The sequence below is a fragment of the Luteimonas marina genome (assembly GCF_007859325.1).
Lineage (GTDB): Bacteria > Pseudomonadota > Gammaproteobacteria > Xanthomonadales > Xanthomonadaceae > Luteimonas > Luteimonas marina.
This window is the reverse complement of the sequence record NZ_VOHK01000001.1, coordinates 530,412-553,182: the sequence shown is the minus strand read 5'-3', so window position 1 is coordinate 553,182 and position 22,771 is coordinate 530,412. Positions and strand designations below refer to the sequence as shown.

Sequence of the window (22,771 nt, the reverse complement as noted above, 5' to 3'; positions counted from 1 at the left end):
AAAGTCCTGTCGGAAGACAAGTCGACGCTGACCCCGGTTTTCCGACACGTCTTGTCGCCAGCCAAGGCGGCCCCGATACTGCCTCGCGACACTGGGCCGGGATCATGAAGAAGCGCATCAAACGCATCCTCGCGTGGGGACTGTTCTCGCTCGCGGCGCTGGTCGCCAGCGGCATCCTGCTCGCCGACCACCTGATGCCGCCGGCCACCGGCGACAAGGGGTACGCGCTGCCGATCGTGCCCGGGCAGACGGCGATCGACCGCGAACTTGAGCCGATGCTGGCGCGCAATCCCGGCAGGACCGGCGCGATCATGCTGCCCGACGGGATCGACGCCTTCGCCGCGCGCGCCCTGTCCACGCGCCGGGCCGGGCGCAGCCTCGACCTGCAGTACTACATCTGGCACGACGACCTCACCGGCCACCTGCTGATGTACGAAGCGTGGCAGGCGGCCGAACGCGGCGTGCGCGTGCGCCTGCTGCTGGACGACATCAACACGGCCGGCATGGATGCATCGCTGCTGGCGCTGGATTCGCACGAGAACATCGAGATCCGCGTCTACAACCCGTTCCGCAACCGCGACGGCGTGGCGCGCGTGCTGGAGATGGTGCAGCGGATGTTCAGCGTCACCTATCGCATGCACAACAAGGCCTGGATCGTGGACGGGCGCGTGGCGGTGGTCGGCGGGCGCAACATCGGCATCGAGTACTTCGACGCGCACGGCGAGACCAACTTCCGCGACCTCGACGTGCTGCTGTTCGGCCCGGCGGTGGAGCAGGCCAGCGCGATCTTCGACGAGTTCTGGAACAGCGAGGCGGTGGTGCCGATCGCGCAGCTCAACCGCAAGCCCAGGCACAGGCTCGATGCGGTGCTCGCCGGAATCAAGGAAGAGGCCCGCGGCGAGATGGCGCGGCGCTACCTCGACCAGGTCGACCTGTCGCCGAGCCTGCGCGCCTATTTCGCGCAGGAGCTCGCGCCGCACTGGATCGAGCGCATCCGCGTGCTGTCCGATCCACCGCTGAAATGGAAGGCGCAGGCGCGCACGCAGGGCCTGGTGGCGGAACTGGCCGACATCCTGGGCAAGACCGAGCACAAGGCGCTGCTGATCTCGCCCTACTTCGTGCCCGGCGACGAGGGCGTAGCCGGCTTCGCCTCGCTGGTGCGCGAGCGCGGCGCGCACGTGGGCGTGATCACCAATTCGCTCGCGGCCAACGACGTGGTTGCCGTCCACGGCGGCTACGCCGGCTACCGCAAGCCGCTGCTGCAGACCGGCGTGAAACTGTACGAGATGCAGCCGCAGGCCACGTCGTCGGACGCCAGCCTGTTCGGCAGCAGCGGCGCCAGCCTGCATACCAAGGCCTTCGTGGTCGACGATCGCCATGGCTTCATCGGTTCGTTCAACATCGACCCGCGCTCGATCGAGCTGAACACGGAGATGGGCGTGCTGTTCGAGGATCCGGGGCTGGCGCAGGCGTTGCGCGACGAGTACCTGCGCCTGTCGGGGCCGGACAAGAGCTACTGGGTCTACCTCGACGACGAGGGTCGCGTGCGCTGGCTGGACCGCGCCGCCGATCCGCCGGTGGTCCTCGACCACGAGCCCGAATCCTCGCTCTGGCAGCGCACGCTGGCGCGCGTGGTGCGCTGGCTGCCGGTGGAGTCGCAGCTCTAGCCTCCTGCGCGCGAGGCAACGCCGGAGAACCGCCGTCATCCCCGCGAAGGCGGGATCCAGTGGATTCAAGCCTTTTGAAGAAGCAGAAGACGCTGGATCCCCGCCTTCGCGGGGATGACGGGCAAGAGCGATCCGATCGGCGGCAGCAGGGAAAACCGGGGTCAGAGTCGACTCTGACCCCTTGGCGGGCATTTCACGGACGAGGGGCGTAGAATGCCGCGCCTGTCACGCACCCTCGCCCGCTTCCGGGCCGACTTTCCAGCCGAATCAACCACTTGCCACCGCGATCCGAGGCCCCGCACGCAGCACGCGCGGCGCCCGCGACGGAGTTTTATCCATGATCTTCGAACAGCTCGGTACCTACGGCCATGAACAGGTCGTGTTCTGCCACAACCAGGACGTGGGCCTGAAGGCCATCATCGCGATCCACAACACCGTGCTCGGCCCGGCGCTGGGCGGCACTCGGATGTGGCCGTACAAGACCGAGCAGGACGCGCTGGACGACGTGCTGCGCCTGTCGCGCGGCATGACCTACAAGAACGCGGTCGCCGGCCTGAACCTCGGCGGCGGCAAGGCGGTGATCATCGGCGACCCGGCGACCGACAAGTCCGAGGCGCTGTTCCGCGCGTTCGGCCAGTTCGTCGATTCCCAGGGCGGGCGCTACATCACCGCCGAGGACGTCGGCATCGACGTCAACGACATGGAATACGTCTACCGCGAGACCCAGTTCGTCACCGGCGTGCACCAGGTGCACGGCGGCTCCGGCGATCCCTCGCCGTTCACCGCCTACGGCTCGCTGCAGGGCCTGATGGCGACGCTCAACAAGAAGTTCGGCGACGAGGAGGTCGGCAAGTACAGCTACGCCGTGCAGGGCCTGGGCCACGTCGGCATGGAGTTCGCGAAGCTGCTCAAGGAGCGCGGCGCGAAGCTCTTCGTCACCGACATCAACAAGGCGCTGGTCGAGCGCGCGGTGAGCGAACTCGGCGCCGAGGCGGTGGGGCTGGACGAGATCTACGACGTCGACGCCGACGTCTATTCGCCCTGCGCGCTCGGCGGCACGATCAACGAGGACACCCTGCCCCGCCTGAAGGCGAAGGTGATCTGCGGCGCGGCCAACAACCAGCTGGCCAACAACGCGATCGGCGACGAGGTGGCCAAGCGCGGCATCCTGTACGCGCCGGACTACGCGGTGAACGCCGGCGGCGTGATGAACATCTCGCTGGAGATCGACGGCTACAACCGCGAGCGCGCGATGCGGATGATGCGCACGATCTACCACAACCTCACGCGGATCTTCGAGATCTCCGAGCGCGACGGCATCCCCACCTACCAGGCGGCGGACCGGCTGGCCGAGGAGCGGATCGAGACCATCGGCCGGCTCAAGCTGCCGATGGGGCGCAGCACGCCGCGGTTCCAGGGGCGGGTGCGGGGGCTCTGATCCGTAAAAATGCCGTCATTCCCGCGAAAGCGGGAATCCATGGACCTTGGTTCCCTTGCAGGTCAACGTCCTTGGATTCCCGCTTTCGCGGGAATGACGGCACCGGGCGGCAGCTCTTTGCGGGTACGAACCACGATTGCAACGGGGCCTCGGCCCCGTTGTAGCATGTGAAACCATTTCTCCGGGGAGGACAGCATGCGGACATTCCCGCTGGGCGAGGAACTCGACGCACTACGTGAGGCGGTCCACCGCTTCGCCGAGGCCGAAATCGCGCCGCGCGCGGCGAAGATCGACGAGGACAACGCCTTCCCGCAGGACCTGTGGCCCAAACTGGGCGAGCTCGGCCTGCTCGGCATGACCGTCCCCGCCGAGTTCGGCGGCAGCGAGATGGGCTACCTCGCCCACCTCGTGGCGATGGAGGAAATCTCGCGCGCCTCCGGCTCGGTCGGCCTGAGCTACGGCGCGCATTCCAACCTGTGCGTGTCGAACCTGTGCGCCAACGGCAACCAGGCGCAGCGCGAGAAATACCTGCCCAGACTCTGCAGCGGCGAATGGAAGGGCGCGCTGGCGATGAGCGAACCGGGCGCGGGCTCCGACGTGGTCGGCTCGATGTCCTGTCGCGCCGAACTGCGCGGCGACGTGTGGATCGCCAACGGCAACAAGATGTGGATCACCAACGGCCCCGAGGCCGACGTGCTGGTGGTCTACATGCGCACCGCCAGCCGCGAGCTGGGCAGCAAGTGCATGACCGCCTTCATCGTCGAGAAGGGTTTCAAGGGCTTCTCGACCGCGCAGAAGCTCGACAAGCTCGGCATGCGCGGTTCCAACACCTGCGAACTGGTGTTCGAGAACTGCGAGATCCCCGCCGAGAACGTGCTGGGCGAGGTCAACAACGGCGTCAAGGTGCTGATGAGCGGCCTCAACACCGAGCGGCTGGTGCTCAGCGGCGGCCCCCTGGGCCTGATGCAGGCCGCGCTCGACATCGCCCTGCCCTACGTGCGCGAGCGCCGCCAGTTCGGCGCCGCCATCGGCACCTTCGGCATCATGCAGGCCAAGATCGCCGACATGTACACCGCGCTGCAGTCCTCGCGCGCCTTCGCCTACCAGGTCGCGCGCGACTACGACGCCGGCCACAAGTCGCGCATCGACGCCGCCAGCTGCCTGCTGCACGCCTCGGAAGCCGCGGTGCAGGTGGCGCTGGAAGCGATCCAGGCGCTGGGCGGCAACGGCTACATCAACGAATTCGCCACCGGCCGCATCCTGCGCGACGCCAAGCTCTACGCCATCGGCGCCGGCACCAACGAGATCCGCCGCATGCTGATCGGCCGAGAGCTGTTCGCCGGCAACTACTGACCCGCCTGCAGTTGGTACCGCAGCCGGAAAGCGCGCCGGTCAGAACCCGAAGACGTAGCGCATCGACCCCATCCGTTCGTCCCCGCGCGGACCGAAGCGCTGGTCGAAGCCGAACGACAAGCGCGCGTTGCGGCCAAGCCAGGCCTCCATGCCGATGCCGAACAGTCCGCCGGCCCTGGCTGCATCGACCACCGGCAGCGGCGACCAGCTGTCGATGCCGGTGAAACTGGCGTCCACGGCGAAGCCGTCGGCCGACAGCGTCTGCTGCCACTCGCCATAGGCGTTGAACGTCGCGCCGCGCCAGTCGCGTTCGACGCGCAGTCCGGCGATGGCCTGCGTGCGGCGCATCGAGGCGGCGCGCGCCTGCAGCCCGAATCCGTCGCCGCCCCATTCGGCGAATCCGTCCTGGCGCAGGCGGGTGTGCTCCGCGCCCGCGTAGGGCGTCAGGTGCAGGCCGCCAAGCCGCCGCCGGCTGCCGACTTCGACGCCGAGGCTGGAATAGTCGCCCGAGTACAGGCCGGAGACGCCCTGGCGCGCGGCATCGCCCGCGAACACGTTGCGCTCGATGATGCGATCGAACCGGCCGAAGCCGAACTGCCCGAGCACGTAGGCGGCGCCGGACAGGCGGCCGGCATAGGCCATGCCGTGCGCCTGTCGGTCGCGGCTGCGGTCGCGGTTGTCGCCGACGCGATCGTCGGCGCGGGTTTCGCCGAACGCGAAGCCCGCCACGGACTGCGTGCCCAGCGGCTGGTCGCGGCCGAGCAGCCAGCCGTCGGGCCGGTAGCCACCGCCGGAGAATCCGCTGCTCCCACCGTGGCCGAGTGCCTGCTTCCAGACGCCGATGCGTTCGTCGCGCCCTTCGAAGCGGCCGAACCGCGACGACAGCGCACGCCGCCCCATGTCGATGGCGTCGAAGGTCAGCGTGGCGGCAAGCGCGTGCGATTCGCCTGACAGGCTGTCGAGCGCCGCTCTCGCCACCGCTTCGTCGCCGATGCCCTGGAACTCGCCGGCGATGCGGACGAACTCGTCCGCGATGCTGGCGCGCCCCTCCGACAGTGCGCGGTCGATGCCGGCGAACGTCCGCTCGACGCGCCGTGCCGCGGACAGGCCGGACGCGGTGATGCCCGCCAGCGATTTCGCGGTCGCCGCGACGTCCAGGCGGATGATGTCCAGCCAGACCAGGTTCGAGTCGTAGCCCAGACTGCCCTCCAGGAACAGCGACGACGCCCACGTCAGCTGGTCAAACCTGCCGGTGAGGCCCTCCTGGGCCTCGATCAGCACTTCCCTGCTCGCGACGGTGTACGTGGGTTTCACCCTCATCACGTGCAGGTCGCCGCCTTCGATGGTGGCCGTTCCGGTCACGGCGAGTCCCTGCCCCAGATCGAACGCCAGCGTCGCGCCCTGCCGGTGCAGGTAGTCCCCGACAAGCGACGACACCGCACGGTTCGATCCGTGGCCGATCACCTCGATCCGGCCTGCGTTGTCCACGTTGCCCTGCACATTGACGCCCAGCACGTGCGTCCCGATCGCGTAGGTTCCGGCTTCCTCGACGAGGACGTCGCCGAACACCGAGCGTTCGGCGCGCAGGGTGCCGCCACGCACCACGATGCCGCCATCGTTCGTGGTGTTGGCATCGATGACGAGCGTGCCGGTGCCCTCCTTGATCAGCGCGCCCGTACCGGAGATGTCGTTGCTCCAGACCGAAGTGATGCCGTCGAAGGCGACGCGGACGTCTCCCCAGTCGAACCGCGCCGGTCCCCGGATCGCGGCGGCGATGTCCAGCGCGCCATGCCCGAACACCGGGTCGACGCCGGCGTCGCCGAGATCGGTCGCGGTCCCCAGCAGCGTCTGCCGCACCAGGTCGTTGTCGAAGTACGGGAATGCCTCCCACACCAGCGCGGCGGCGCCCGACACGATCGGCGCGGCAAAGGACGTCCCGCTCCAGCGCCAGTAGTCGGGGGCGTTCGGGGCGTTGTCGGTTCCGGTCACGACGACCGTGCCCGGGGCGACGAGGCAGTAGTGCATCGCGATGCCACAGGCGTTGGAGTATTCGGCGAGCCGGGTCGGGTCGTCGCCGTCCAGCGCGGCCACCGCCAGCCAGCCGCGCTCGAGGTCCGCCGCCGGCATCGTGCCGCCCGGCCCCGGTTGGCTCGGCAGCGCGGCCGTGTCGGAAGGATCGTCGAAGCCGGAGTTTCCGGCCGAGAACACCACCAGACCACCGTGGGTGGCGATGAAGGGGCGGTATTCCGCGGCGACCTGCGCGGAGACATTCGGATTGGTCCAGTACAGCCCGCCCCAGGAGTTGTTCATGACCCGCACGCCGCGGTTCATCAGGTCCTGGTGGATCGATGCGACCCCGAGCGGACCATTGAGTTCGTTGCCCTGGCCGCTGCCGTCGTCCTCGGGCGGCGTGTCGCTGATGATCCGTGCCGACACGATCTCCGCCCCGGGTGCGATACCGCCCGGCCACTGTCCGAACGCCCGGCCCGCCACCACCTGCGCGACGGCGGTGCCATGGCCGATCACGTCGTCGACCGACAGGTTGTTCGTGTTCGGATTGATGTAGGTGAGGTTGGAGACCACACGGCCGGCCAGCGCCGGGTGGTTGCGGTTGACGCCGCTGTCGATGATGCCGATGCGGATGCCGGCGCCGGTCAGCCCGGCGGCATGCGCCGCATCCGCGCCGGTCCACGCGATGTGGTCGCCGAAGGCCGGGTTCGGCGGCTCCACCACGGGAGGCGATGGCGGCGGTGTCGGCGGCGGGGCCTGTGGCGGCGGATCGGTCCGCGTGCCGCCTCCGCCACCGCCGCAGGCGGCCAGCCCGGCCACAAGCGCGGCCATCCAGACCCCACGGCCCAGACCGGCGACGACACCCTGCCAGGATCTGCCAGACATACGCTCCACTCCCTGGTCCATCCCCGTTTCCCGTACGGAACGACCCTTCCGGCCGTTCCCGGCGCCCCTTCGCGCTTATACGCGCTTGGCCGCACCGCCGCCACCGGCCCCTAGGACGAATTTGCCGAGGACGTGGCCCGGAACGACAATAGGCCGACCTGCCCCCTTTCCCCTCCAGGAGTACGTTCATGAGCGACGTCGTCATCGTCGGTGCCAAGCGCACCGCCATCGGTTCCATGCTCGGACAGTTCACCGGGGTGCCGACGCCGACCCTCGGCGCCACCGCGATCAAGGCCGCGGTCGAACAGGCCGGCGTCAACGGCGACGACGTCTCCGAAGTCATCATGGGCTGCGTGCTGCCGGCCAACCTCGGCCAGGCGCCGGCGCGCCAGGCCGCGCTCGCCGCGGGCCTGCCGAAGAAGGCGGGCTGCACCACGATCAACAAGGTCTGCGGCTCGGGCATGAAGGCGATCATGCTCGGCCACGACCTGATCAAGGCCGGCTCGGCCAGCGTGGTCGTCGCCGGCGGCATGGAGTCGATGACCAATGCGCCGCACATGGTCTCCGCCCGCCCCGGCCTGCGCTACGGCGACGCCAAGCTGGTCGACCACATGGCCTGGGACGGCCTGACCAATCCCTACGACGGCCAGTCGATGGGCGTGTTCGCCGAGGCCACCGCCGACAAGTACGGCTTCACCCGCGAGGAGCAGGACGCGTTCACGATCGAATCGGTCAAGCGCGCGCAGGCGGCGATCGCCTCGGGCGCGTTCAAGGACGAGATCGTCCCGGTCAAGGTGTCCACCCGCAAGGGCGAGGTCGAGTTCGACACCGACGAGCAGCCCGGCAAGTCCGACATCGGCAAGATCCCGACCCTGCGCGCCGCCTTCCGCAAGGACGGCACGGTGACCGCCGCCAGTTCGTCGAGCATCTCCGACGGCGCCGCGGCGACGGTGCTCACCAGCGCCGAAAACGCGTCTCGGCTCGGCCTGAAGCCGATCGCCCGCATCGTCGGCCATTCAACCTTCTCTCAGGAACCCGAATGGTTCACAACGGCGCCGGTGAGCGCGATCCGCGACCTGCTGGCAAAGGTGGGCTGGTCGGTCGATGACGTCGACCTGTTCGAAGTCAACGAAGCGTTCTCGGTCGTGGCGATGGCGCCGATCCGCGAGCTCGGCATTGCGCACGAGAAAATCAACGTCAACGGCGGCGCGACCGCGCTGGGGCATCCGATCGGCGCCAGCGGCGCGCGCCTGGTGGTGACCTTGCTGCATGCCCTGATCGCGCGCGGCGGCAAGCGCGGCGTCGCTTCGCTGTGCATCGGCGGCGGCGAAGCAACCGCAATCGCTGTCGAGATTGCGTGAAGGCGTTAACACCGTTTTGACAAAAAATCCACCACGTCCCGCTTGACAGCCGTCATGGGCTTGTCATCATGTTTACGGCGCGCAATTTTGCGCGTTGCCCAACTTTTTCAGACATAGACGAGGAAGATCGATATGACCATCAACAAGGCTCTGCTCGCGCTGGCCATGGGCGTTGCCCTGGCTGCCTGCAGCAACCAGCAGCAGGCCGAGAACGCCGCTGCCGACGCGGCCGACGCCGCCGCCGACGCCGCGACCGCCGCTGCCGAAGCCGCCGGCACCGCGACCGCCGACACCGCCCAGGCCGCTGCCGATGACGCCGCCGCCGCCGCCGACGCTGCTGCCGATGCCGCCGCCGACGCTGCCGCCGCCACGACGTCCGAGGCTGCCGACGCCGCCGCCGACGTCGCCGAGGCCGCGGAAGACGCTGCCCAGGACGCGTCCGACGCTGCCGAAGAAGCCAAGCCGTAAGGCCAGCTTCCAGGGTTGTACCCGAAAGCCGCCGGTCTCCCGGCGGCTTTCTTTTCATTGGACACCGCTTTCTGCACAATGTCGGGCGCGGCCACGGGGGTCCGGGGCCGGACGCGATATACCTCTACCTTGCCTCTGGAGAACTCCCTTGAACACCAAGCTCCTCGTCCTCGCCGCCGCCAGCGTGCTGGCCCTTGCCGCCTGCAAGAACACCGCCGAAGGCGCGAAGGAAGACGCCGCCGCTGCCGCGGCCGCCACCGAGCAGGCCGTCGCTGACGCCGAACAGGCCGCTGCCGACGCCGCCGCCAACACCGAGCAGGCCGCCGACGAAATGGCTGCCGACGTCGCCGACGCGACCGACGAAGCCGCCGCCACCACCGAAAGCGCCCTCGACAGCGCCGCCGCCTCCGTGCAGGACGCCGCCGCCAACACCAAGGACGCCGTGAAGGACGCGGCCGCGGACGCCGCCGGCGCCGTGAAGGACGCGGCCGCCAAGGCCGAGGAAGCCGCCAAGAACTGATCGTTCCCGGTCGCGCTTCGAAGGAAGGCCCGCCTCGCGCGGGCCTTTCCTTTTGGGCCGCCACCCCGAAAATCCCTGTCATTTCGACCGCAGGGAGAAATCCTCTGTCCGTTGTCAGGAGGGGAGATTTCTCCCTGCGGTCGAAATGACAGGGAGTGGGGCACCCGGTCACGTATCCTCTGCGGTTCCCAAGCCCGTCCAAGCCCACGATGCCGGCCCTGACCTCCCAGCTCGACCCGCGCTCGCGCGACTTCCTCGACAACGCCGACTACCACCGCGCCCTGGTCGAGGAGCTCGACCGCCGCCTGGCGCGCGCCGCCGACGGCGGCGGCGAAACCGCACGCAACCGGCACACCGAGCGCGGCAAGCTGCTGGCGCGCGAACGCATCACCGCCCTGCTCGACCCGGGCTCGCCGTTCCTGGAGATCGCGCCGCTGGCTGCGGAAGACATGTACGAGGGCGCGGCGCCGGCCGCCGGCATGGTCTGCGGCATCGGCCGGGTGATGGGGCAGGAAGTGGTGGTGGTCGCCAACGACGCCACGGTCAAGGGCGGCACCTACTTCCCGATGACGATCAAGAAGCACCTGCGCGCGCAGGAGATCGCGCGCGAGAACCAGCTGCCCTGCATCTACCTGGTCGATTCGGGCGGCGCCTTCCTGCCGCTGCAGGACGAGGTATTCCCCGACCGCGAGCACTTCGGCCGCATCTTCTACAACCAGGCGCGGCTGAGCGCGGAGAACATCCCGCAGGTCGCGGTGGTGATGGGCAGTTGCACCGCCGGCGGCGCCTACGTGCCGGCGATGTGCGACGAAAGCATCATCGTCAAGGAACAGGGCACGATCTTCCTCGGCGGCCCGCCGCTGGTGAAGGCCGCGACCGGCGAAGTGGTCGACGCCGAAACGCTCGGCGGCGCCGACGTGCACACCAGCGTCTCCGGCGTCGCCGACCATTTCGCCGAGGACGACCGCCACGCGCTGCAGATCGCGCGCGGCATCGCCGGCCACTTCAACCGCCGCAAGACGCTGCCCGTCGCCGTGCGCGAAGCCCGCGAGCCGCTGTACGCCGCGGACGAGTTGTACGGCATCGTGCCGAAGGACACGCGCCGCCCGTTCGACATCCGCGAGGTCATCGCGCGCATCGTCGACGGCAGCGAACTGGACGAGTTCAAGGCGCGCTACGGCAAGACCCTGGTCACCGGCTTCGCCCACCTGCACGGCTATCCGGTCGGCATCGTCGCCAACAACGGCATCCTGTTCTCCGAGAGCGCGCTCAAGGGCGCGCACTTCATCGAGCTGTGCAACCAGCGCGGCATCCCGCTGGTGTTCCTGCAGAACATCACCGGCTTCATGGTCGGCAGGAAGTACGAGAACGCCGGCATCGCGAAGGATGGCGCGAAGATGGTCACGGCGGTCGCCTGCTCGAGCGTGCCGAAGTTCACCGTGGTCATCGGCGGCAGCTTCGGCGCCGGCAACTATGCGATGTGCGGCCGCGCCTACGGCGCGCGCTTTTTGTGGATGTGGCCGAACGCGCGGATCAGCGTGATGGGCGGCGAACAGGCCGCGAGCGTTCTGGCGACGGTGCGTCGCGACGGCATCGAGGCCAAGGGCGGCAGCTGGAGCGCGGACGAGGAAGAAGCGTTCAAGGCGCCGATCCGCGAGCAGTACGAATCGCAGGGCAGTCCCTGGTACGCCACCGCGCGGCTGTGGGACGACGGCATCATCGACCCGGCCGACACCCGCCGCGTGCTGGGCCTGGGCCTCTCGGCCTCGCTCAACGCGCCGATCGAGCCGGCGAGGTTCGGCGTGTTCCGGATGTAGGTGTCGGCGCCCGTTCGCGATCTTTGCCCCGGACGGATGCAAACGTCATCGATGACGCCAGGCAAACATCCCCGATGACCTCCGACGAACGCCACCGAAGTCGTCATCCCGGCGAAAGCCGGGATCCATTGTGATCCTGATTTCCACATTGCATGGAAGGAACCGGGACCAACCGCAAAATGGATCCCGGCTTTCGCCGGGATGACGCTCGGTGCCGGGATGACGCCCGGGGTCGGAGGGAGTGGAAAGCCTCCGGGGCGAAGCCATTACGCCCGATTCAATCCTCGAACCTGAACGGATCCGCCTCGGCGTCGAACACCCGCTGCGACACCAGCCCTTCGTCACGCTCGATCTCGGCGACGAAGGCCTCCGGGTCGTCCAGCGACTCGAACGCGGCGTAGCCGCGCTCCAGGAAGCCCTGCAGCTCGCTGAGCCCGGCCAGCTTCGCCGGTCCGCGCGAGAACGCCAGCAGCGTCGCCACGCCGCTCATCTGCAGCGCCTTGCCGAAGCCGCGGCCGACCTTGCCGATCAGCGCGATCTGGCGCGCGCGCAGCTTCGCCTGCCCGACGTGGCGATACGCCTGCCCGTACAGCGTCGCGTCCAGCCTGCGCCGCCGCGGCGCCAGGTCCTCCAGCGCCTGCGCCATGCGCAGGTCCAGCTCGTGGGTCAATGCGCCCAGCTCGATCGCGTCGGCCACCGTGGCCAGCAGCTTCTTCGGCAACAGCCGCCGCATCATCGGGATCACGCGGACGATGTCGGCGTCGCGGCGGGTGAAGTCGCGGTCGCCGTAGACGTCGCTGAGGAAGAACTCCGCCGCCGGCGCCCGCTGCGGGTCGTGCAGGAAGTGGCGGAAGCTGCGCTGCAGGCGCTCGGCCTGCCAGCGCCGCAGCTCCGGCAGCCAGCGCAGGCCGTTGCGCGGCTCCTGCCGGGGGTCGTGCAGGGACTGGTGCCGCGCCAGCTGGCGACCGAGCCGGTCCATGTCGTCGGACGTCATGGCCGGCATCTTGGTCGCCGCGCGCGTTTCGAGCAAGCCTTCGACCCGCGTCCGCTACACTCGGGCGACCTCCCCACCCTCGCCTGCATGCTCTCCCTCCACCCGGCGCGCAAGCGCAAGAAGCACACGGCCCGCCAACCGATCAAGGTGGGGCTGGCGATCGCCGGCGGCGGCCCGATCGGCGGCATGTACGAACTCGGCGCGCTGCGCGCGATCGACGAGGCGCTCGACGGTCTCGACCTGACCCGGCTGGACTGCTACGTCGGCGTCAGCAGCGGCGCCTTCCTCGCCGCGGGCCTGGCCAACCGCATCGGCACCGAGGAGATGTGCCGCGGCTTCATCACCGGCACCAGCGACGACATCAGCTTCCGCCCGGAAACCTTCCTGCGCCCCAACGTCGGCGAATACCTGCGGCGGATGGCGCGCCTGCCCGGGCTGTCGCTGGCCTGGAGCCGGCGGCTGCTCAACAACCCCGCCCGGGCGCTGCGCTGGTCGGAGCTGATGTCGCGCTTCGGCGGGCTGGTGCCGACCGGGCTGTTCGACAACCGGGCGCTGGAGCATTTCCTGCGCGACGTGCTGACCCGGCGCGGGCGCAGCAACGATTTCCGCACGCTCGACACCGACCTGTTCGTGGTCGCGGTCGACCTGGACACCGGCGAGGCGGTGCGCTTCGGCGAGCCGGACTGGGACGACGTGCCGATCTCGCGCGCGGTCCAGGCCAGCGCCGCGCTGCCGGGCCTGTATCCGCCGGTGGAGATCAACGGCCGCCATTTCCTCGACGGCGCGCTGCGCCGGACCATGCACGCCTCGACCGTGCTCGACCGCGGCATCGACCTGATGATCGGCATCAACCCGCTGGTGCCGTTCGACGCCTCGCGTGGGCCGCGGCGTTCGGGCGAGGCCGAGCAGATCGGGCTCGCCGGCGGCGGCCTGCCGGCGGTGCTGTCGCAGACGCTGCGCACCCTGCTGCAGTCGCGCATGCAGATCGGCATGGAGAAGTACCCGCACCAGTACCCGGACATCGACCAGCTCGTGTTCGAGCCCAACGCCGGCGACAGCGAGCTGTTCTTCACCAACCTGTTCAGCTTCTCCGCGCGCCAGCGCGTGTGCGAGCTGGCCTACCGCAACACCCTGGCCGACCTGCGCGAGCGCGCCGACGCGCTGCGCCCGGTGCTGGCCGCGCACGGGCTGCGGCTGCGCGAGGAGATCGTCTCCGATCCGCAGCGCAGCATCCTCGATTCGCTGTCGCCCGCCCCGCCGCGCAGCACCGAGGCCACGGCACGCCTGCGCCGCGCGCTCGACGATGCCGAACACATCGCGGACAGCGCGAAACGCAGGCGCCGTCGCGCACCCTCGACGCGCGGCGTGGTGTGATTGCTCTAGCGCATGCCGCCACGCTGGCGTCATACATCCACCGCATCCATCGTCCGTCGGGAGGACACATGGCCAAGTTCAAGAAGACCGCGAAGAAGACCGCGTCCGCCGGCAAGGGCGATGCGCAGGCCCAGGCCGAGCAGCTGTCGAAGTCGCTGAGCGAATCCGCGCAGCAGATCTGGCTGGCCGGCGTCGGCGCCTTCGGACGCGCCCAGGCCGAGGGCACCAAGCTGTTCGAGGGTCTGGTGAAGGAAGGCCTGAACCTGGAGAAGACCGCACGCAGCTTCGCCGGCAAGCGCGCCGACGTGGTGCGCGACGCCGTCGAGAACCGCGTCGACCAGGCGCGCGAGCGCGCCACCGACACCTGGGACCGCCTGGAGAAGGTGTTCGAGGAGCGCGTGCAGAAGGCGCTGGTCAAGCTCGGCGTGCCCGGCCGCGAGGACCTGAAGGATCTCGTCGGCCGCGTCGACACCCTGACCGCGGAACTGCGTCGCCAGCGCGGCGGCAAGGCCACGCGCAAGCCGGCCGCGAAGAAGGCGTCCGCGAAAAAAGCCGCGACCCGCAAGCCGGCCGCGAAGCGCGCGACGGCGAAGAAGGCCGCCGCCAAGGTCCCGCGCAAGGGCGCGAAGAAGACCGCGAGCTGATCCGCGCGCCGGAAGGCGCGCAGCGGTACCGGCCGGAACCGGACGCCGGATGCGCCACCGCCGGGTGGCCGTCCGGCGTTGCGCACCCCATGCCCGGGACGGGATTCGGCTATGCTTCCTCGCTTTCCGCCCCCCTGCCCCTCCCGATGTCGAACTGGCTGATCGCGATCGCCCTGTCACTGCTGATCGGTGGCGTCGCGACGTTCTATTTCCGCGCGATCCAGATGCGCCGCGACGAGACCCGCGCGGGCATCGCCGCCCTGTCCGGGGTCTCGTGGCGCAGCTTCATCCACATGGTGCTGGACGCGCTGGCGCGCCGCGGCTTCGGCCGCCTGGTCGACGACGAGAACGCGGCCGACGACAGCGACTACGTGCTCGAACGCGACGGCCAGCACTGGCTGCTGTCGTGCAAGCACGGCAGCGCCTTCGTGCTCGGCCGGCTGACGGTCAACGAACTGGCCCGCGCCATCGACCTGAAGGGCGCCGCCGGCGGCTTCCTGCTCACCCAGGGAAAGATCACCGACGACGCGCGCCCGGTCGCCGCCCTGCAGCGCATCGAGCTGCTCGACGGCCCCGCGCTGTGGCCGCAGCTGCGCGATTTCCTGCCGCCCGAGCAGCTTGCGGGCATCCGCGCCAGGGCCATGCAACTGGCCCGGCAGCGCGTCCTCTCGTCCTGGCTGCTGGCGCTGCTCGCGGGCGTCGCCGTGTTCCTCGCCCTGCCCGATCGCGCCGCCCCCGTCGTGGCGTCAGCACCAGCGGCACCGGCACCGGCGGTGGCCGACGTTCCGGGACCGACGGCATCGCAACAAGCCACGGAACCGGCCGGCACCGCAGCCGCCACGGAAGCGCCCACCGTCCCGGAACAGGCGCCGATGGACATCGAACAGCAGCGCGGCGACGTGGCCGCCGCAATCTCCACGCTGCCCGATGTCGACCGAGCGGTCTGGTCCAGCGAATCGACCCTGCAGGTCTTCCTGTCGACCATCGACGGCGACGCCTTCGTCCGCATCTGCCCGCTGATGGAGCGCTACGAGGAACTGGCCTCGTCCCGCATCCAGCTCACGCCGCCGCCGGGCAGCACGGCGACGGTGCGCTTCCGGCAGTGCCGGTCGTATTGAGGAGCCACCGGGTCGAACGTCATCCCGGCGAAAGCCGGGATCCATTCTGCAGTTGGCCTTCGCTTCTTCCCGTGCAATAACGAGAATCAAGATCAAAATGGATCCCGGCTTTCGCCGGGATGACGTCTTGTTGAACTGTGGTCGCCCATGCACGAGGACGGATCACACCCCCTGGCGCCTCGCATTCACCAATGCACGCCGCGCATCATCGCCGCGAATGCGATCTGCTCCTGGCTGGGCGTCTCGTCCTTCAGCGCCGCGCGGTCGCCCTTGGCCGCGGCCGAGTCGGGGAACAGCTCGAACGCGGTGCTCATGATCACCTCGTAGGCCTTCGGCGCGACCGCGTTGACCAGCGCCGAGAATATCCCCAGACGCGTGGCGATCCGGCTGGGCTTCTCGATGATGCCCTTCACCAGCAGGTCCGCGGCCTCCTCCGGGGTCAGCGTCGGCACGCTGTCGTACATCTTGGTCGGCGCGATCATCGGCGTCTTCACCAGCGGCATGTTGACCGTGGTGAAGCTGATGCCCTTGCCCGACAGCTCGCCCTGCGCGCAGCGGCTGAACGCGTCCAGCGCCGCCTTGGAGGCGACGTAGGCCGAGAACCGCGGCGAGTTCGCGAGCACGCCGATCGAGCTGATGTTGATGATGTGGCCCTTGCGGCGCTTGGTCATCGACGGCATGAAGCCCATGATCAGGCGCAGGCTGCCGAAGTAGTTGAGCTGCATGGTGCGCTCGAAATCGTGGAAGCGGTCGTAGCTGAGCTCGATCGAGCGTCGGATCGAGCGGCCGGCGTTGTTGATCAGGATGTCGACCTGGCCGTGCTCCTTGAGGACCTTCTCGACCAGCCGGTCGCAGTCGGCCATGTCGGCCAGGTCCGCGGTGTAGGCAAAGACCTTTCCGCCCGCCGCCTTCATCTCGTCGCGCGCCTTGAACAGTTCCTCCTTGCCGCGCGCCACGATCACCGTCACCGCGCCGGCCTCGGCCACGCGCTTGGCGGTCGACAGGCCGATGCCGGACGAGCCACCGGTGATGACCACGACCTTGTTGCGCACCTTGCCGCGCAGGGTGCGGTCGATGAACAGGTCCGGGTCGAGGTGGCGCTCCCAGTAGTCCCACAGGCGCCATGCATACGTATCCAGCTTCGGCACCGCGATGCCGCTGCCCTTGAGCGCGCGCTCGGTCTCGCGGCTGTCGAAGCGCGTGGGATAGGTGATGAACTTCAGCACCTGCTTGGGGATGCGGAAATCGCGCAGCAGCATGCCGGTGAAGCGCTTGACCGGCGGCAGGCCGGCGACCGCGCCGCGGATCGCCGAGGGCACGAAGGCGAACATGCGCGCGTCGATGCGCATGGTCATTTCCGGCGCGTGGCCGGCGCGGCAGAAGATGTTGAGCACCTCGCCCACGCGCGGCGGTTCGGGATCGGTCAGGTGGAAGGTGTGGCCGTCGAGCTTCGGCTTGTGCGCGATGTGGTCCATCGCATCGGCCACGAAATCCACCGGCACGATATTGATGCGCCCGCCCTCGATGCCCAGCACCGGCATCCATGGCGGCAGCATCTCGCGCAGCTTCTTGATCAGGGTGAAGAAGTAGTACGGCCCGTCGATCTTGTCGATCTCGCCGGTCTGCGAATGGCCCACGACCATGCCGGGCCGGTAGATGCGCCATTTCACGCGCTTTTCCTCGCGCACCAGGCGTTCCGAGTCGTGCTTGGTGCGCAGGTAGGGATCGTCCAGCCCTTCGGCCTCGTCGAACATGTCCTCGCGGAAGATGCCCGGATACAGCCCCGCCACCGCGATCGAACTGGCGTGGTGGAAGCACCCGGCGCCGATCGCCGCGGCGAGGTCGAGCGCGTGCTGCGTGCCCTCGATGTTCGCCGCCTTCTGCGCCTCGGCGCTCGCGGTCAGGTCGTAGATCGCGGCGAGATGGAAGAAATGCTTCACCTTGCCGTTGAGCGCCCGCACCTGGGCCGCGCTCAAACCGCACCTGGCCGCGGTCATGTCGCCGACCACCGGGACGACGCGCTTGCGGTCCCAGCCCATCTTCTTCGCGATCGCCTCGAACTTCTTCTGCGACCCGTCGCGCACCAGCACGTGGATCGTGCCCTTGCGCCTGAGCAGGTTGCCGACCAGGTAGCGGCCGATGAAGCCGGTGGCGCCGGTGACGAAATAACTCATGTCCTTCGCTCCGTGTTGGATCGTCGGCGCGCCCGGCGCCCTCCCGTGCGCTACGTTGCCAGAGCGCGCGCGGCAGGACAATCCGTCGGCGTATTGACCGCTCCATGGGCGCGTGGTGTCATGGCGCCCGACCACCGGGAGGGGCGACATGGCCAAATCCAAGCTGACCTTCGAACAGGCCGCCAAGGACGTGCAGTCCCTGAAAGAGCGCCCGGACAACGACACCCTGCTGCGCCTCTACGCGCTCTACAAGCAGGGCGCGGAAGGCGACGTCAAGGGCGAGAAACCGGGCTTCTTCGACTTCGTGGGCACGGCGAAGTACGAGGCCTGGAGCAAGCTCAAGGGCACCGCGCAGGATGTTGCGCAGCAGCAATACATCGACCTGGTCGCCAAGCTCAAGGGCTGATCCGCGCGGTCGCCACGATGGCCCGGGACACGCGCCAGCGCATCCTCGACTGCTCGCTCGCCATGTTCAATGCGCAGGGCGAGCCCACCGTCACCACCAACCACATCGCCGACGAGCTGGAGATCAGCCCGGGCAACCTGTACTACCACTTCCGCAACAAGGACGACATCATCGAGCAGCTGTTCACGCGCTACGAGGCGCGCATGGACGAGGCGCTCGCCCCGCCCGACGGCCGCCTGCCGGGGCTGGAGGACATCTGGCTGCAGCTGCACCTGGTGTTCGAGTGCATCTGGGACTACCGCTTCCTCTACCGCGACCTGCTCGAGATCCTCAGCCGCAACCGGCGCCTGCGCATCCGCTTCGCGCGCATCCTCAAGCGCGCCGACGACCGCGCCCACGCGGTGATGCGGGGGCTGTCGCAGGCGGACGTGATCCGCGCCGCGCCGGCCGAAATCGACGCCGCCGCCACCAACCTGCTGGTGCTGGCCACGTTCTGGCTCAACTACGCCGCGATCCGCGGCGACCGGGACGAGCAGAAGGCGATCCGCGACGGCATCGTGCAGGTGATGATGCTGCTCTCCCCCTTCCTGCGCGACGCCGAGCGCGTGCACCTCAACCGTCTGACCCGCGCCTACACCGACTGAACCACACGGAGCCGACATGGCCAAGACCGCCTGGAGCGCGTTTCCCCTCGACGCCAAACCCTATGCCCATGCCGGCGACGCCCTGAAGAAGGCCTGGCCGCGGCTGCATGCCGGCGACGCCGAGCCCTTCCCCGACGCCAATCGCGCCACCGCCCTGCTCAAGGCCGCCGGCAAGGCGGCCCCCAAGGGCGTGGATGCCGAGGCCCTGGCCTCGCAGCTGCAGGACGCCTGGCGCGCCTTCCACCGCGGCGACTTCAAGGCCGCCTTCGACGCCGGCGAAGCGCTCGGCCCGGTCGGCGCCTCGGTGGCGGTGAAGGCGATCGGCATCCACGCCACCTACCTCGTCGACGGCGAGGCCGAGAAGCTCAAGCGCTACGAGCAGGCCGCCAAGCTGGCCGAGGCCGCGGTCAAGGCGCTGCCCGACGAGGCCAACAGCCACTACCGACTCGCCTTCGCCCTGGGCCGCTACAGCCAGGGCATCAGCATCGCCAAGGCGCTGAAGCAGGGCATCGCCGGCAAGGTCCGCGACGCGCTCGACGCAGCACTGGAACTTGCCCCCAGGCACGCCGAGGCGCATACCGCCCTGGCCCTGTACCACGCCGAGATCATCGGCAAGATCGGCGCCATGATCGGCGGCCTGACCTACGGCGCCAAGGCGGCCGACGCCGAATCCCACATCAAGACCGCGCTGAAGCTGACCCCGGACTCCCCCATCGCCCAAATCGAGTACGGCAACGTGCTGATGCTGCTGCACGGCGACAAGAAGGAGGACGCCGCCGCCGCGGCCTACGAGAAGGCCGCGAAACTCAAGCCGGCAGACGCCATGGAGGCGCTGGACGCCGAATACGCCCGCGAGCAACTGGAGTAACCGAAAACCGCCGTCATCCCGGCGAACGCCGGGATCCATTTTGACGTTGCCCTTCGCCCACGGGGCGGGCCGTCCGGAGCCCGGACGAAGGCCAATCCGGCGCATCCGAACAGCCCGGACTTGCCCCACCCCCGCCCCGCCCCGTAGAATTCGCATCCCGTTTCACCCGCCACCGCCCACGCAACACCGTGAGGCCCCATGGCTGGGCTCGCCGACTCCCGGCAGCACGAATATCGGGCGGTTAGCTCAGCGGTAGAGCATCGCCTTCACACGGCGAGGGTCGCAGGTTCGAACCCTGCACCGCCCACCATGCAATCAATCACTTGGCCCGAAGCCACCGGGCGAGTACGGCAAAAGTACGGCAAAGCGCCCTGCGAAAGCGGGGCGTTTTCGTGTGCGCCCGCCACAGGCCAACCGGCTTTCCGATGCTGGGGCTGGCCGGTCCACCACAATGGCCGTGGCTACCGCCTCCTTCGTGACGGACGCGGTGTTCGATCAGGCAGTCGCCTGCCGGCTCTGCCAGGGCTTGATCTCCCGCAATACCTTCCCGAGCTGGGCCTTGGCCTGGGCGGCGTCGTAGTCGGCCTGCAGGCCGATCCAGAAGCCTTCGGTCATGCCGAAGAAGCGGGACAGGCGCAGGCCGGTGTCGGCCGTCACAGCGCGCTTGCCGGAGACGATCTCGCCAATGCGACGCTGCGGGACGCCGATCTCCTTCGCCAGGCGGTACATGGTGATTCCCATCGGCTCGAGGAACTCGTCCTGCAGGATCTCGCCCGGATGTGGCATGGACACGCGCCGGGCCCGCGCCTCCAGCACGTCCGAGAAATCCAGCTTCGCGAGGTCTTCGGTTCGAATGGTCATGGCCATGTCCTCAGTGGTAATCGACGAACTCCACGTTCTCCGCGTCGCTACCGGTCCACGTGAAACAGATGCGGAACTGGTCGTTGACGCGGATGCTGTGTTGCCCGGCGCGATCGCGTTTCAGCGCCTCCAGCCGGTTGCCCGGCGGGACGCGCAGGTCATCCAGCGCGCCGGCGCGGTTCAGGATCGCCAGCTTCGCCCGCGCCCGCTTGCGCAGGTCCACGGGGAGTCCCTTCACCGGCAGGCCCAGGAACAGGGCCGCCGTCGCCTTGTCGCGGAATGACTTGATCGCCATGCGATGATGCTATCGTATCACGTTAGTAACGTGAACCGTCTGCAAAAGCACCGGATGAACATCTCGACAGACCCCGGATGACGGCTGCGGTCCCTGCATCGCGAGCCACCTGCACCGGAAATGTGCCAAGGAAGGTCTGAACAAGTCTTGGGTCGTCATCCCGGCGAAAGCTTGGATCCAGCTTTTTCGGCAACTTGCCGGAAAACCGGATTCCGGCTTTCGCCGGAATGACGACTTGTTCAGAGGTTTCCTAACCTTCGTCGCGCCCTTCCCCGCGCGCCGGCTTGCGCCGCACGCCCGCGCGCGCCTTCCGCAGCCCGTCGAGCTTCTCCTTGAGCCTGAGCTCCATCCCGCGCTCGACGGGATGGTAGTAGACGCGCTCGCCCATCGCGTCGGGAAACCCGGTCTGCTCCAGCGCCACCCCGCCCTCGCTGTCGTGGTCGTACTGGTAGCCCTTCGAGTAGCCGAGCTCCTTCATCAGCTTCGTCGGTGCGTTGCGCAGGTGCATCGGCACTTCCTGCGTGCCGTATTCGGCGACGTCGCGTTTCGCGGCGCCGAAGGCCTTGTACGCGGCGTTCGACTTGGCGGTGCTGGCGAGGTAGATCACCAGTTGGGCGAGCGCGAGTTCCCCCTCGGGGCTGCCGAGGCGGTCGTAGGTGTCCCAGGCGTCGACCGCCATCTGCAGCGCGCGCGGATCGGCCAGGCCCACGTCCTCGACCGCCATCCGCGTCATCCGCCGCGCGAGGTAGATCGGGTCGCAGCCGCCGTCGAGCATGCGGGCGAGCCAGTACAGCGCCGCATCCGGGTTCGAACTGCGCACAGACTTGTGCAGCGCCGAGATCTGGTCGTAGAACTGCTCGCCGCCCTTGTCGAAGCGGCGGGTGCGGTCGGCCAGCACCTGTTCGAGGATTTCGCCGGTGATGCTGCCGCCCTCGCCCGACAGCTCCGCGGCGATCTCCAGCAGGGTCAGCCCGCGGCGCACGTCGCCGTCGGCCGCGACCGCGATCAGGTGCAGCTGCGCGTCGTCGACCTGCAGGCCGCGCCCGCCGAGGCCGCGCTCCCCGTCCTCCAGCGCGTGCCGCAGCGCGGCCTCGATGTCGTCGGCCGAGACCGCCTCCATCACGTGCACGCGGCAGCGCGAGAGCAGCGCCGAGTTCAGCTCGAACGAGGGGTTCTCGGTGGTCGCGCCGACGAAGACGATCGTGCCGCGCTCGATGTGCGGCAGGAACGCGTCCTGCTGCGCCTTGTTGAAGCGGTGCACCTCGTCGACGAACAGTACCGTGCGCCGTCCCTCGGCGAAGCGGTGCCCGGCCTCGGCCAGCACCTGGCGCACCTCCGGCAGGCCGGCGAGCACCGCCGACACCGAGCGGAACTCGGCGTCGGCGTACTTGGCCAGCAGCAGCGCCAGCGTGGTCTTGCCGCAGCCGGGCGGCCCCCACAGCACCATCGAATGCACGCTGCCGGCCTCGATCGACTGGCGCAGCGCCGAATCCGGCGACACCAGCCGGCGCTGGCCGACCATCTCCTCGAGCGTGCGCGGGCGCATGCGCTCGGCGAGCGGGCGCAGGGCGGTACGGTCGACCGTCAGCAGGTCGCCGTGGTCATCGGGAAGGGCGCTGGACTTGGCGCGGGGCACGAGGGTTCGGGGATGCGGAACGGGGGGAATCCGGGCGTCACGATACCAAGACGGCGTCGCACGCGGCGCGAATCCATGGCGCAGATCCCGCGACGCAGACGCCAAGGCTGCATGCTCCCTGGCCGTCGAATCGTCATCCCCGCGAAAGCGGGGATCCATTTTGACTTTCATGCAAAGACACTGAATCCCCGCTTTCGCGGGGATGACGGCCTGATTCCGCGTCGCGCGAAGCGCCAGG

General features: G+C 68.9%; 19 protein-coding genes and 1 tRNA gene. 14 read left to right on the top strand and 6 right to left on the bottom strand.

Annotation, left to right across the window (positions count from 1 at the left end; genetic code table 11):
• The first annotated feature begins 104 nt into the window (after positions 1-104).
• The 3 genes from FQY83_RS02580 to FQY83_RS02570 all read left to right on the top strand — a co-directional run bounded on the left by FQY83_RS02580 (position 105) and on the right by FQY83_RS02570 (position 4,458).
• Positions 105-1,667 carry a phospholipase D family protein gene (locus FQY83_RS02580; protein WP_146384742.1) on the top strand — a complete coding sequence of 521 codons (1,563 nt, stop codon included), beginning with the start codon at positions 105-107 and terminating at the stop codon, positions 1,665-1,667.
• A gap of 337 nt (positions 1,668-2,004) precedes the next feature.
• The gene (locus FQY83_RS02575) at positions 2,005-3,105 is read left to right on the top strand and encodes a Glu/Leu/Phe/Val dehydrogenase dimerization domain-containing protein (RefSeq protein WP_146384739.1); all 1,101 of its coding nucleotides are present in this window, start codon (positions 2,005-2,007) and stop codon (positions 3,103-3,105) included.
• A gap of 195 nt (positions 3,106-3,300) precedes the next feature.
• Entirely contained in the window at positions 3,301-4,458 is a 1,158-nt protein-coding gene (locus tag FQY83_RS02570) for an isovaleryl-CoA dehydrogenase (protein WP_146384737.1), read from the top strand.
• Between the two features lie 39 nt (positions 4,459-4,497).
• Here the strand turns inward: FQY83_RS02570 and FQY83_RS02565 are convergent, their stop codons facing one another.
• On the bottom strand, positions 4,498-7,353 hold the full coding sequence (locus FQY83_RS02565; protein ID WP_238333374.1) for a S8 family serine peptidase: 2,856 nt from the start codon (positions 7,351-7,353) through the stop codon (positions 4,498-4,500).
• 188 nt (positions 7,354-7,541) lie between these two features.
• Between FQY83_RS02565 and FQY83_RS02560 the strand changes: the two genes are divergently transcribed.
• The 4 genes from FQY83_RS02560 to FQY83_RS02545 all read left to right on the top strand — a co-directional run bounded on the left by FQY83_RS02560 (position 7,542) and on the right by FQY83_RS02545 (position 11,519).
• Complete coding sequence (locus FQY83_RS02560) at positions 7,542-8,714, top strand: thiolase family protein (protein WP_146384735.1); 1,173 nt, start codon at positions 7,542-7,544, stop codon at positions 8,712-8,714.
• A gap of 132 nt (positions 8,715-8,846) precedes the next feature.
• A complete protein-coding gene (locus tag FQY83_RS02555) occupies positions 8,847-9,182 on the top strand; it encodes a hypothetical protein (RefSeq protein ID WP_146384733.1) in 336 nt (111 codons plus the stop codon).
• 148 nt (positions 9,183-9,330) lie between these two features.
• A complete protein-coding gene (locus tag FQY83_RS02550) occupies positions 9,331-9,702 on the top strand; it encodes a hypothetical protein (RefSeq protein ID WP_192906656.1) in 372 nt (123 codons plus the stop codon).
• 209 nt (positions 9,703-9,911) lie between these two features.
• Positions 9,912-11,519, top strand: coding sequence for a carboxyl transferase domain-containing protein (locus FQY83_RS02545; protein ID WP_146384731.1), 1,608 nt, complete (start codon positions 9,912-9,914; stop codon positions 11,517-11,519).
• A gap of 277 nt (positions 11,520-11,796) precedes the next feature.
• Here FQY83_RS02545 and FQY83_RS02540 read toward each other — a convergent pair whose 3' ends face one another.
• Entirely contained in the window at positions 11,797-12,513 is a 717-nt protein-coding gene (locus tag FQY83_RS02540) for a DUF8198 family protein (protein WP_238333373.1), read from the bottom strand.
• Between the two features lie 87 nt (positions 12,514-12,600).
• Between FQY83_RS02540 and FQY83_RS02535 the strand changes: the two genes are divergently transcribed.
• The 3 genes from FQY83_RS02535 to FQY83_RS02525 all read left to right on the top strand — a co-directional run bounded on the left by FQY83_RS02535 (position 12,601) and on the right by FQY83_RS02525 (position 15,649).
• Positions 12,601-13,887, top strand: a complete 1,287-nt coding sequence (locus FQY83_RS02535) for a patatin-like phospholipase family protein (RefSeq protein WP_146384726.1) — start codon at positions 12,601-12,603, stop codon at positions 13,885-13,887.
• A gap of 68 nt (positions 13,888-13,955) precedes the next feature.
• Positions 13,956-14,531 (top strand): phasin family protein, encoded by a 576-nt coding sequence (locus tag FQY83_RS02530; protein ID WP_146384724.1) that lies wholly within the window; start codon positions 13,956-13,958, stop codon positions 14,529-14,531.
• Between the two features lie 146 nt (positions 14,532-14,677).
• Positions 14,678-15,649, top strand: coding sequence for a restriction endonuclease (locus FQY83_RS02525; protein WP_158636411.1), 972 nt, complete (start codon positions 14,678-14,680; stop codon positions 15,647-15,649).
• 185 nt (positions 15,650-15,834) lie between these two features.
• Here the strand turns inward: FQY83_RS02525 and FQY83_RS02520 are convergent, their stop codons facing one another.
• The gene (locus FQY83_RS02520) at positions 15,835-17,823 is read right to left on the bottom strand and encodes an SDR family oxidoreductase (protein WP_146384720.1); all 1,989 of its coding nucleotides are present in this window, start codon (positions 17,821-17,823) and stop codon (positions 15,835-15,837) included.
• A gap of 148 nt (positions 17,824-17,971) precedes the next feature.
• Here FQY83_RS02520 and FQY83_RS02515 point away from each other — a divergent pair, with 148 nt between their 5' ends.
• The 4 genes from FQY83_RS02515 (at position 17,972) to FQY83_RS02500 (ending at position 20,051) form a co-directional block, all read left to right on the top strand.
• On the top strand, positions 17,972-18,229 hold the full coding sequence (locus FQY83_RS02515) for an acyl-CoA-binding protein (RefSeq protein WP_146384718.1): 258 nt from the start codon (positions 17,972-17,974) through the stop codon (positions 18,227-18,229).
• A gap of 17 nt (positions 18,230-18,246) precedes the next feature.
• Positions 18,247-18,873: a TetR/AcrR family transcriptional regulator gene (locus FQY83_RS02510; protein ID WP_146384717.1), complete on the top strand. Its 627-nt coding sequence runs from the start codon at positions 18,247-18,249 to the stop codon at positions 18,871-18,873.
• Between the two features lie 16 nt (positions 18,874-18,889).
• Positions 18,890-19,741 carry a tetratricopeptide repeat protein gene (locus tag FQY83_RS02505; RefSeq protein ID WP_146384715.1) on the top strand — a complete coding sequence of 284 codons (852 nt, stop codon included), beginning with the start codon at positions 18,890-18,892 and terminating at the stop codon, positions 19,739-19,741.
• 235 nt (positions 19,742-19,976) lie between these two features.
• A tRNA-Val gene (locus tag FQY83_RS02500) sits at positions 19,977-20,051 on the top strand.
• 185 nt (positions 20,052-20,236) lie between these two features.
• On the opposite strand, the gene FQY83_RS02495 is transcribed toward FQY83_RS02500, so the two are convergent.
• The 3 genes from FQY83_RS02495 to FQY83_RS02485 all read right to left on the bottom strand — a co-directional run bounded on the left by FQY83_RS02495 (position 20,237) and on the right by FQY83_RS02485 (position 22,533).
• Positions 20,237-20,527 carry a HigA family addiction module antitoxin gene (locus FQY83_RS02495; RefSeq protein ID WP_202878149.1) on the bottom strand — a complete coding sequence of 97 codons (291 nt, stop codon included), beginning with the start codon at positions 20,525-20,527 and terminating at the stop codon, positions 20,237-20,239.
• A gap of 85 nt (positions 20,528-20,612) precedes the next feature.
• Positions 20,613-20,897 (bottom strand): type II toxin-antitoxin system RelE/ParE family toxin, encoded by a 285-nt coding sequence (locus FQY83_RS02490; RefSeq protein WP_146384709.1) that lies wholly within the window; start codon positions 20,895-20,897, stop codon positions 20,613-20,615.
• A gap of 250 nt (positions 20,898-21,147) precedes the next feature.
• A complete protein-coding gene (locus FQY83_RS02485; RefSeq protein WP_272952438.1) occupies positions 21,148-22,533 on the bottom strand; it encodes a replication-associated recombination protein A in 1,386 nt (461 codons plus the stop codon).
• Positions 22,534-22,771: the final 238 nt, after the last annotated feature.

Bases quoted from the DNA above. Each gene is read 5' to 3' on its own strand.
- FQY83_RS02580 (WP_146384742.1), top strand. From the start codon at position 105: ATGAAGAAGCGCATCAAACGCATCCTCGCGTGGGGACTGTTCTCGCTC.
- FQY83_RS02575 (WP_146384739.1), top strand. From the start codon at position 2,005: ATGATCTTCGAACAGCTCGGTACCTACGGCCATGAACAGGTCGTGTTC.
- FQY83_RS02570 (WP_146384737.1), top strand. From the start codon at position 3,301: ATGCGGACATTCCCGCTGGGCGAGGAACTCGACGCACTACGTGAGGCG.
- FQY83_RS02565 (WP_238333374.1), bottom strand. From the start codon at position 7,353: ATGTCTGGCAGATCCTGGCAGGGTGTCGTCGCCGGTCTGGGCCGTGGG.
- FQY83_RS02560 (WP_146384735.1), top strand. From the start codon at position 7,542: ATGAGCGACGTCGTCATCGTCGGTGCCAAGCGCACCGCCATCGGTTCC.
- FQY83_RS02555 (WP_146384733.1), top strand. From the start codon at position 8,847: ATGACCATCAACAAGGCTCTGCTCGCGCTGGCCATGGGCGTTGCCCTG.
- FQY83_RS02545 (WP_146384731.1), top strand. From the start codon at position 9,912: ATGCCGGCCCTGACCTCCCAGCTCGACCCGCGCTCGCGCGACTTCCTC.
- FQY83_RS02540 (WP_238333373.1), bottom strand. From the start codon at position 12,513: ATGACGTCCGACGACATGGACCGGCTCGGTCGCCAGCTGGCGCGGCAC.
- FQY83_RS02535 (WP_146384726.1), top strand. From the start codon at position 12,601: ATGCTCTCCCTCCACCCGGCGCGCAAGCGCAAGAAGCACACGGCCCGC.
- FQY83_RS02530 (WP_146384724.1), top strand. From the start codon at position 13,956: ATGGCCAAGTTCAAGAAGACCGCGAAGAAGACCGCGTCCGCCGGCAAG.
- FQY83_RS02525 (WP_158636411.1), top strand. From the start codon at position 14,678: ATGTCGAACTGGCTGATCGCGATCGCCCTGTCACTGCTGATCGGTGGC.
- FQY83_RS02520 (WP_146384720.1), bottom strand. From the start codon at position 17,823: ATGAGTTATTTCGTCACCGGCGCCACCGGCTTCATCGGCCGCTACCTG.
- FQY83_RS02515 (WP_146384718.1), top strand. From the start codon at position 17,972: ATGGCCAAATCCAAGCTGACCTTCGAACAGGCCGCCAAGGACGTGCAG.
- FQY83_RS02510 (WP_146384717.1), top strand. From the start codon at position 18,247: ATGGCCCGGGACACGCGCCAGCGCATCCTCGACTGCTCGCTCGCCATG.
- FQY83_RS02505 (WP_146384715.1), top strand. From the start codon at position 18,890: ATGGCCAAGACCGCCTGGAGCGCGTTTCCCCTCGACGCCAAACCCTAT.
- FQY83_RS02495 (WP_202878149.1), bottom strand. From the start codon at position 20,527: ATGCCACATCCGGGCGAGATCCTGCAGGACGAGTTCCTCGAGCCGATG.
- FQY83_RS02490 (WP_146384709.1), bottom strand. From the start codon at position 20,897: ATGGCGATCAAGTCATTCCGCGACAAGGCGACGGCGGCCCTGTTCCTG.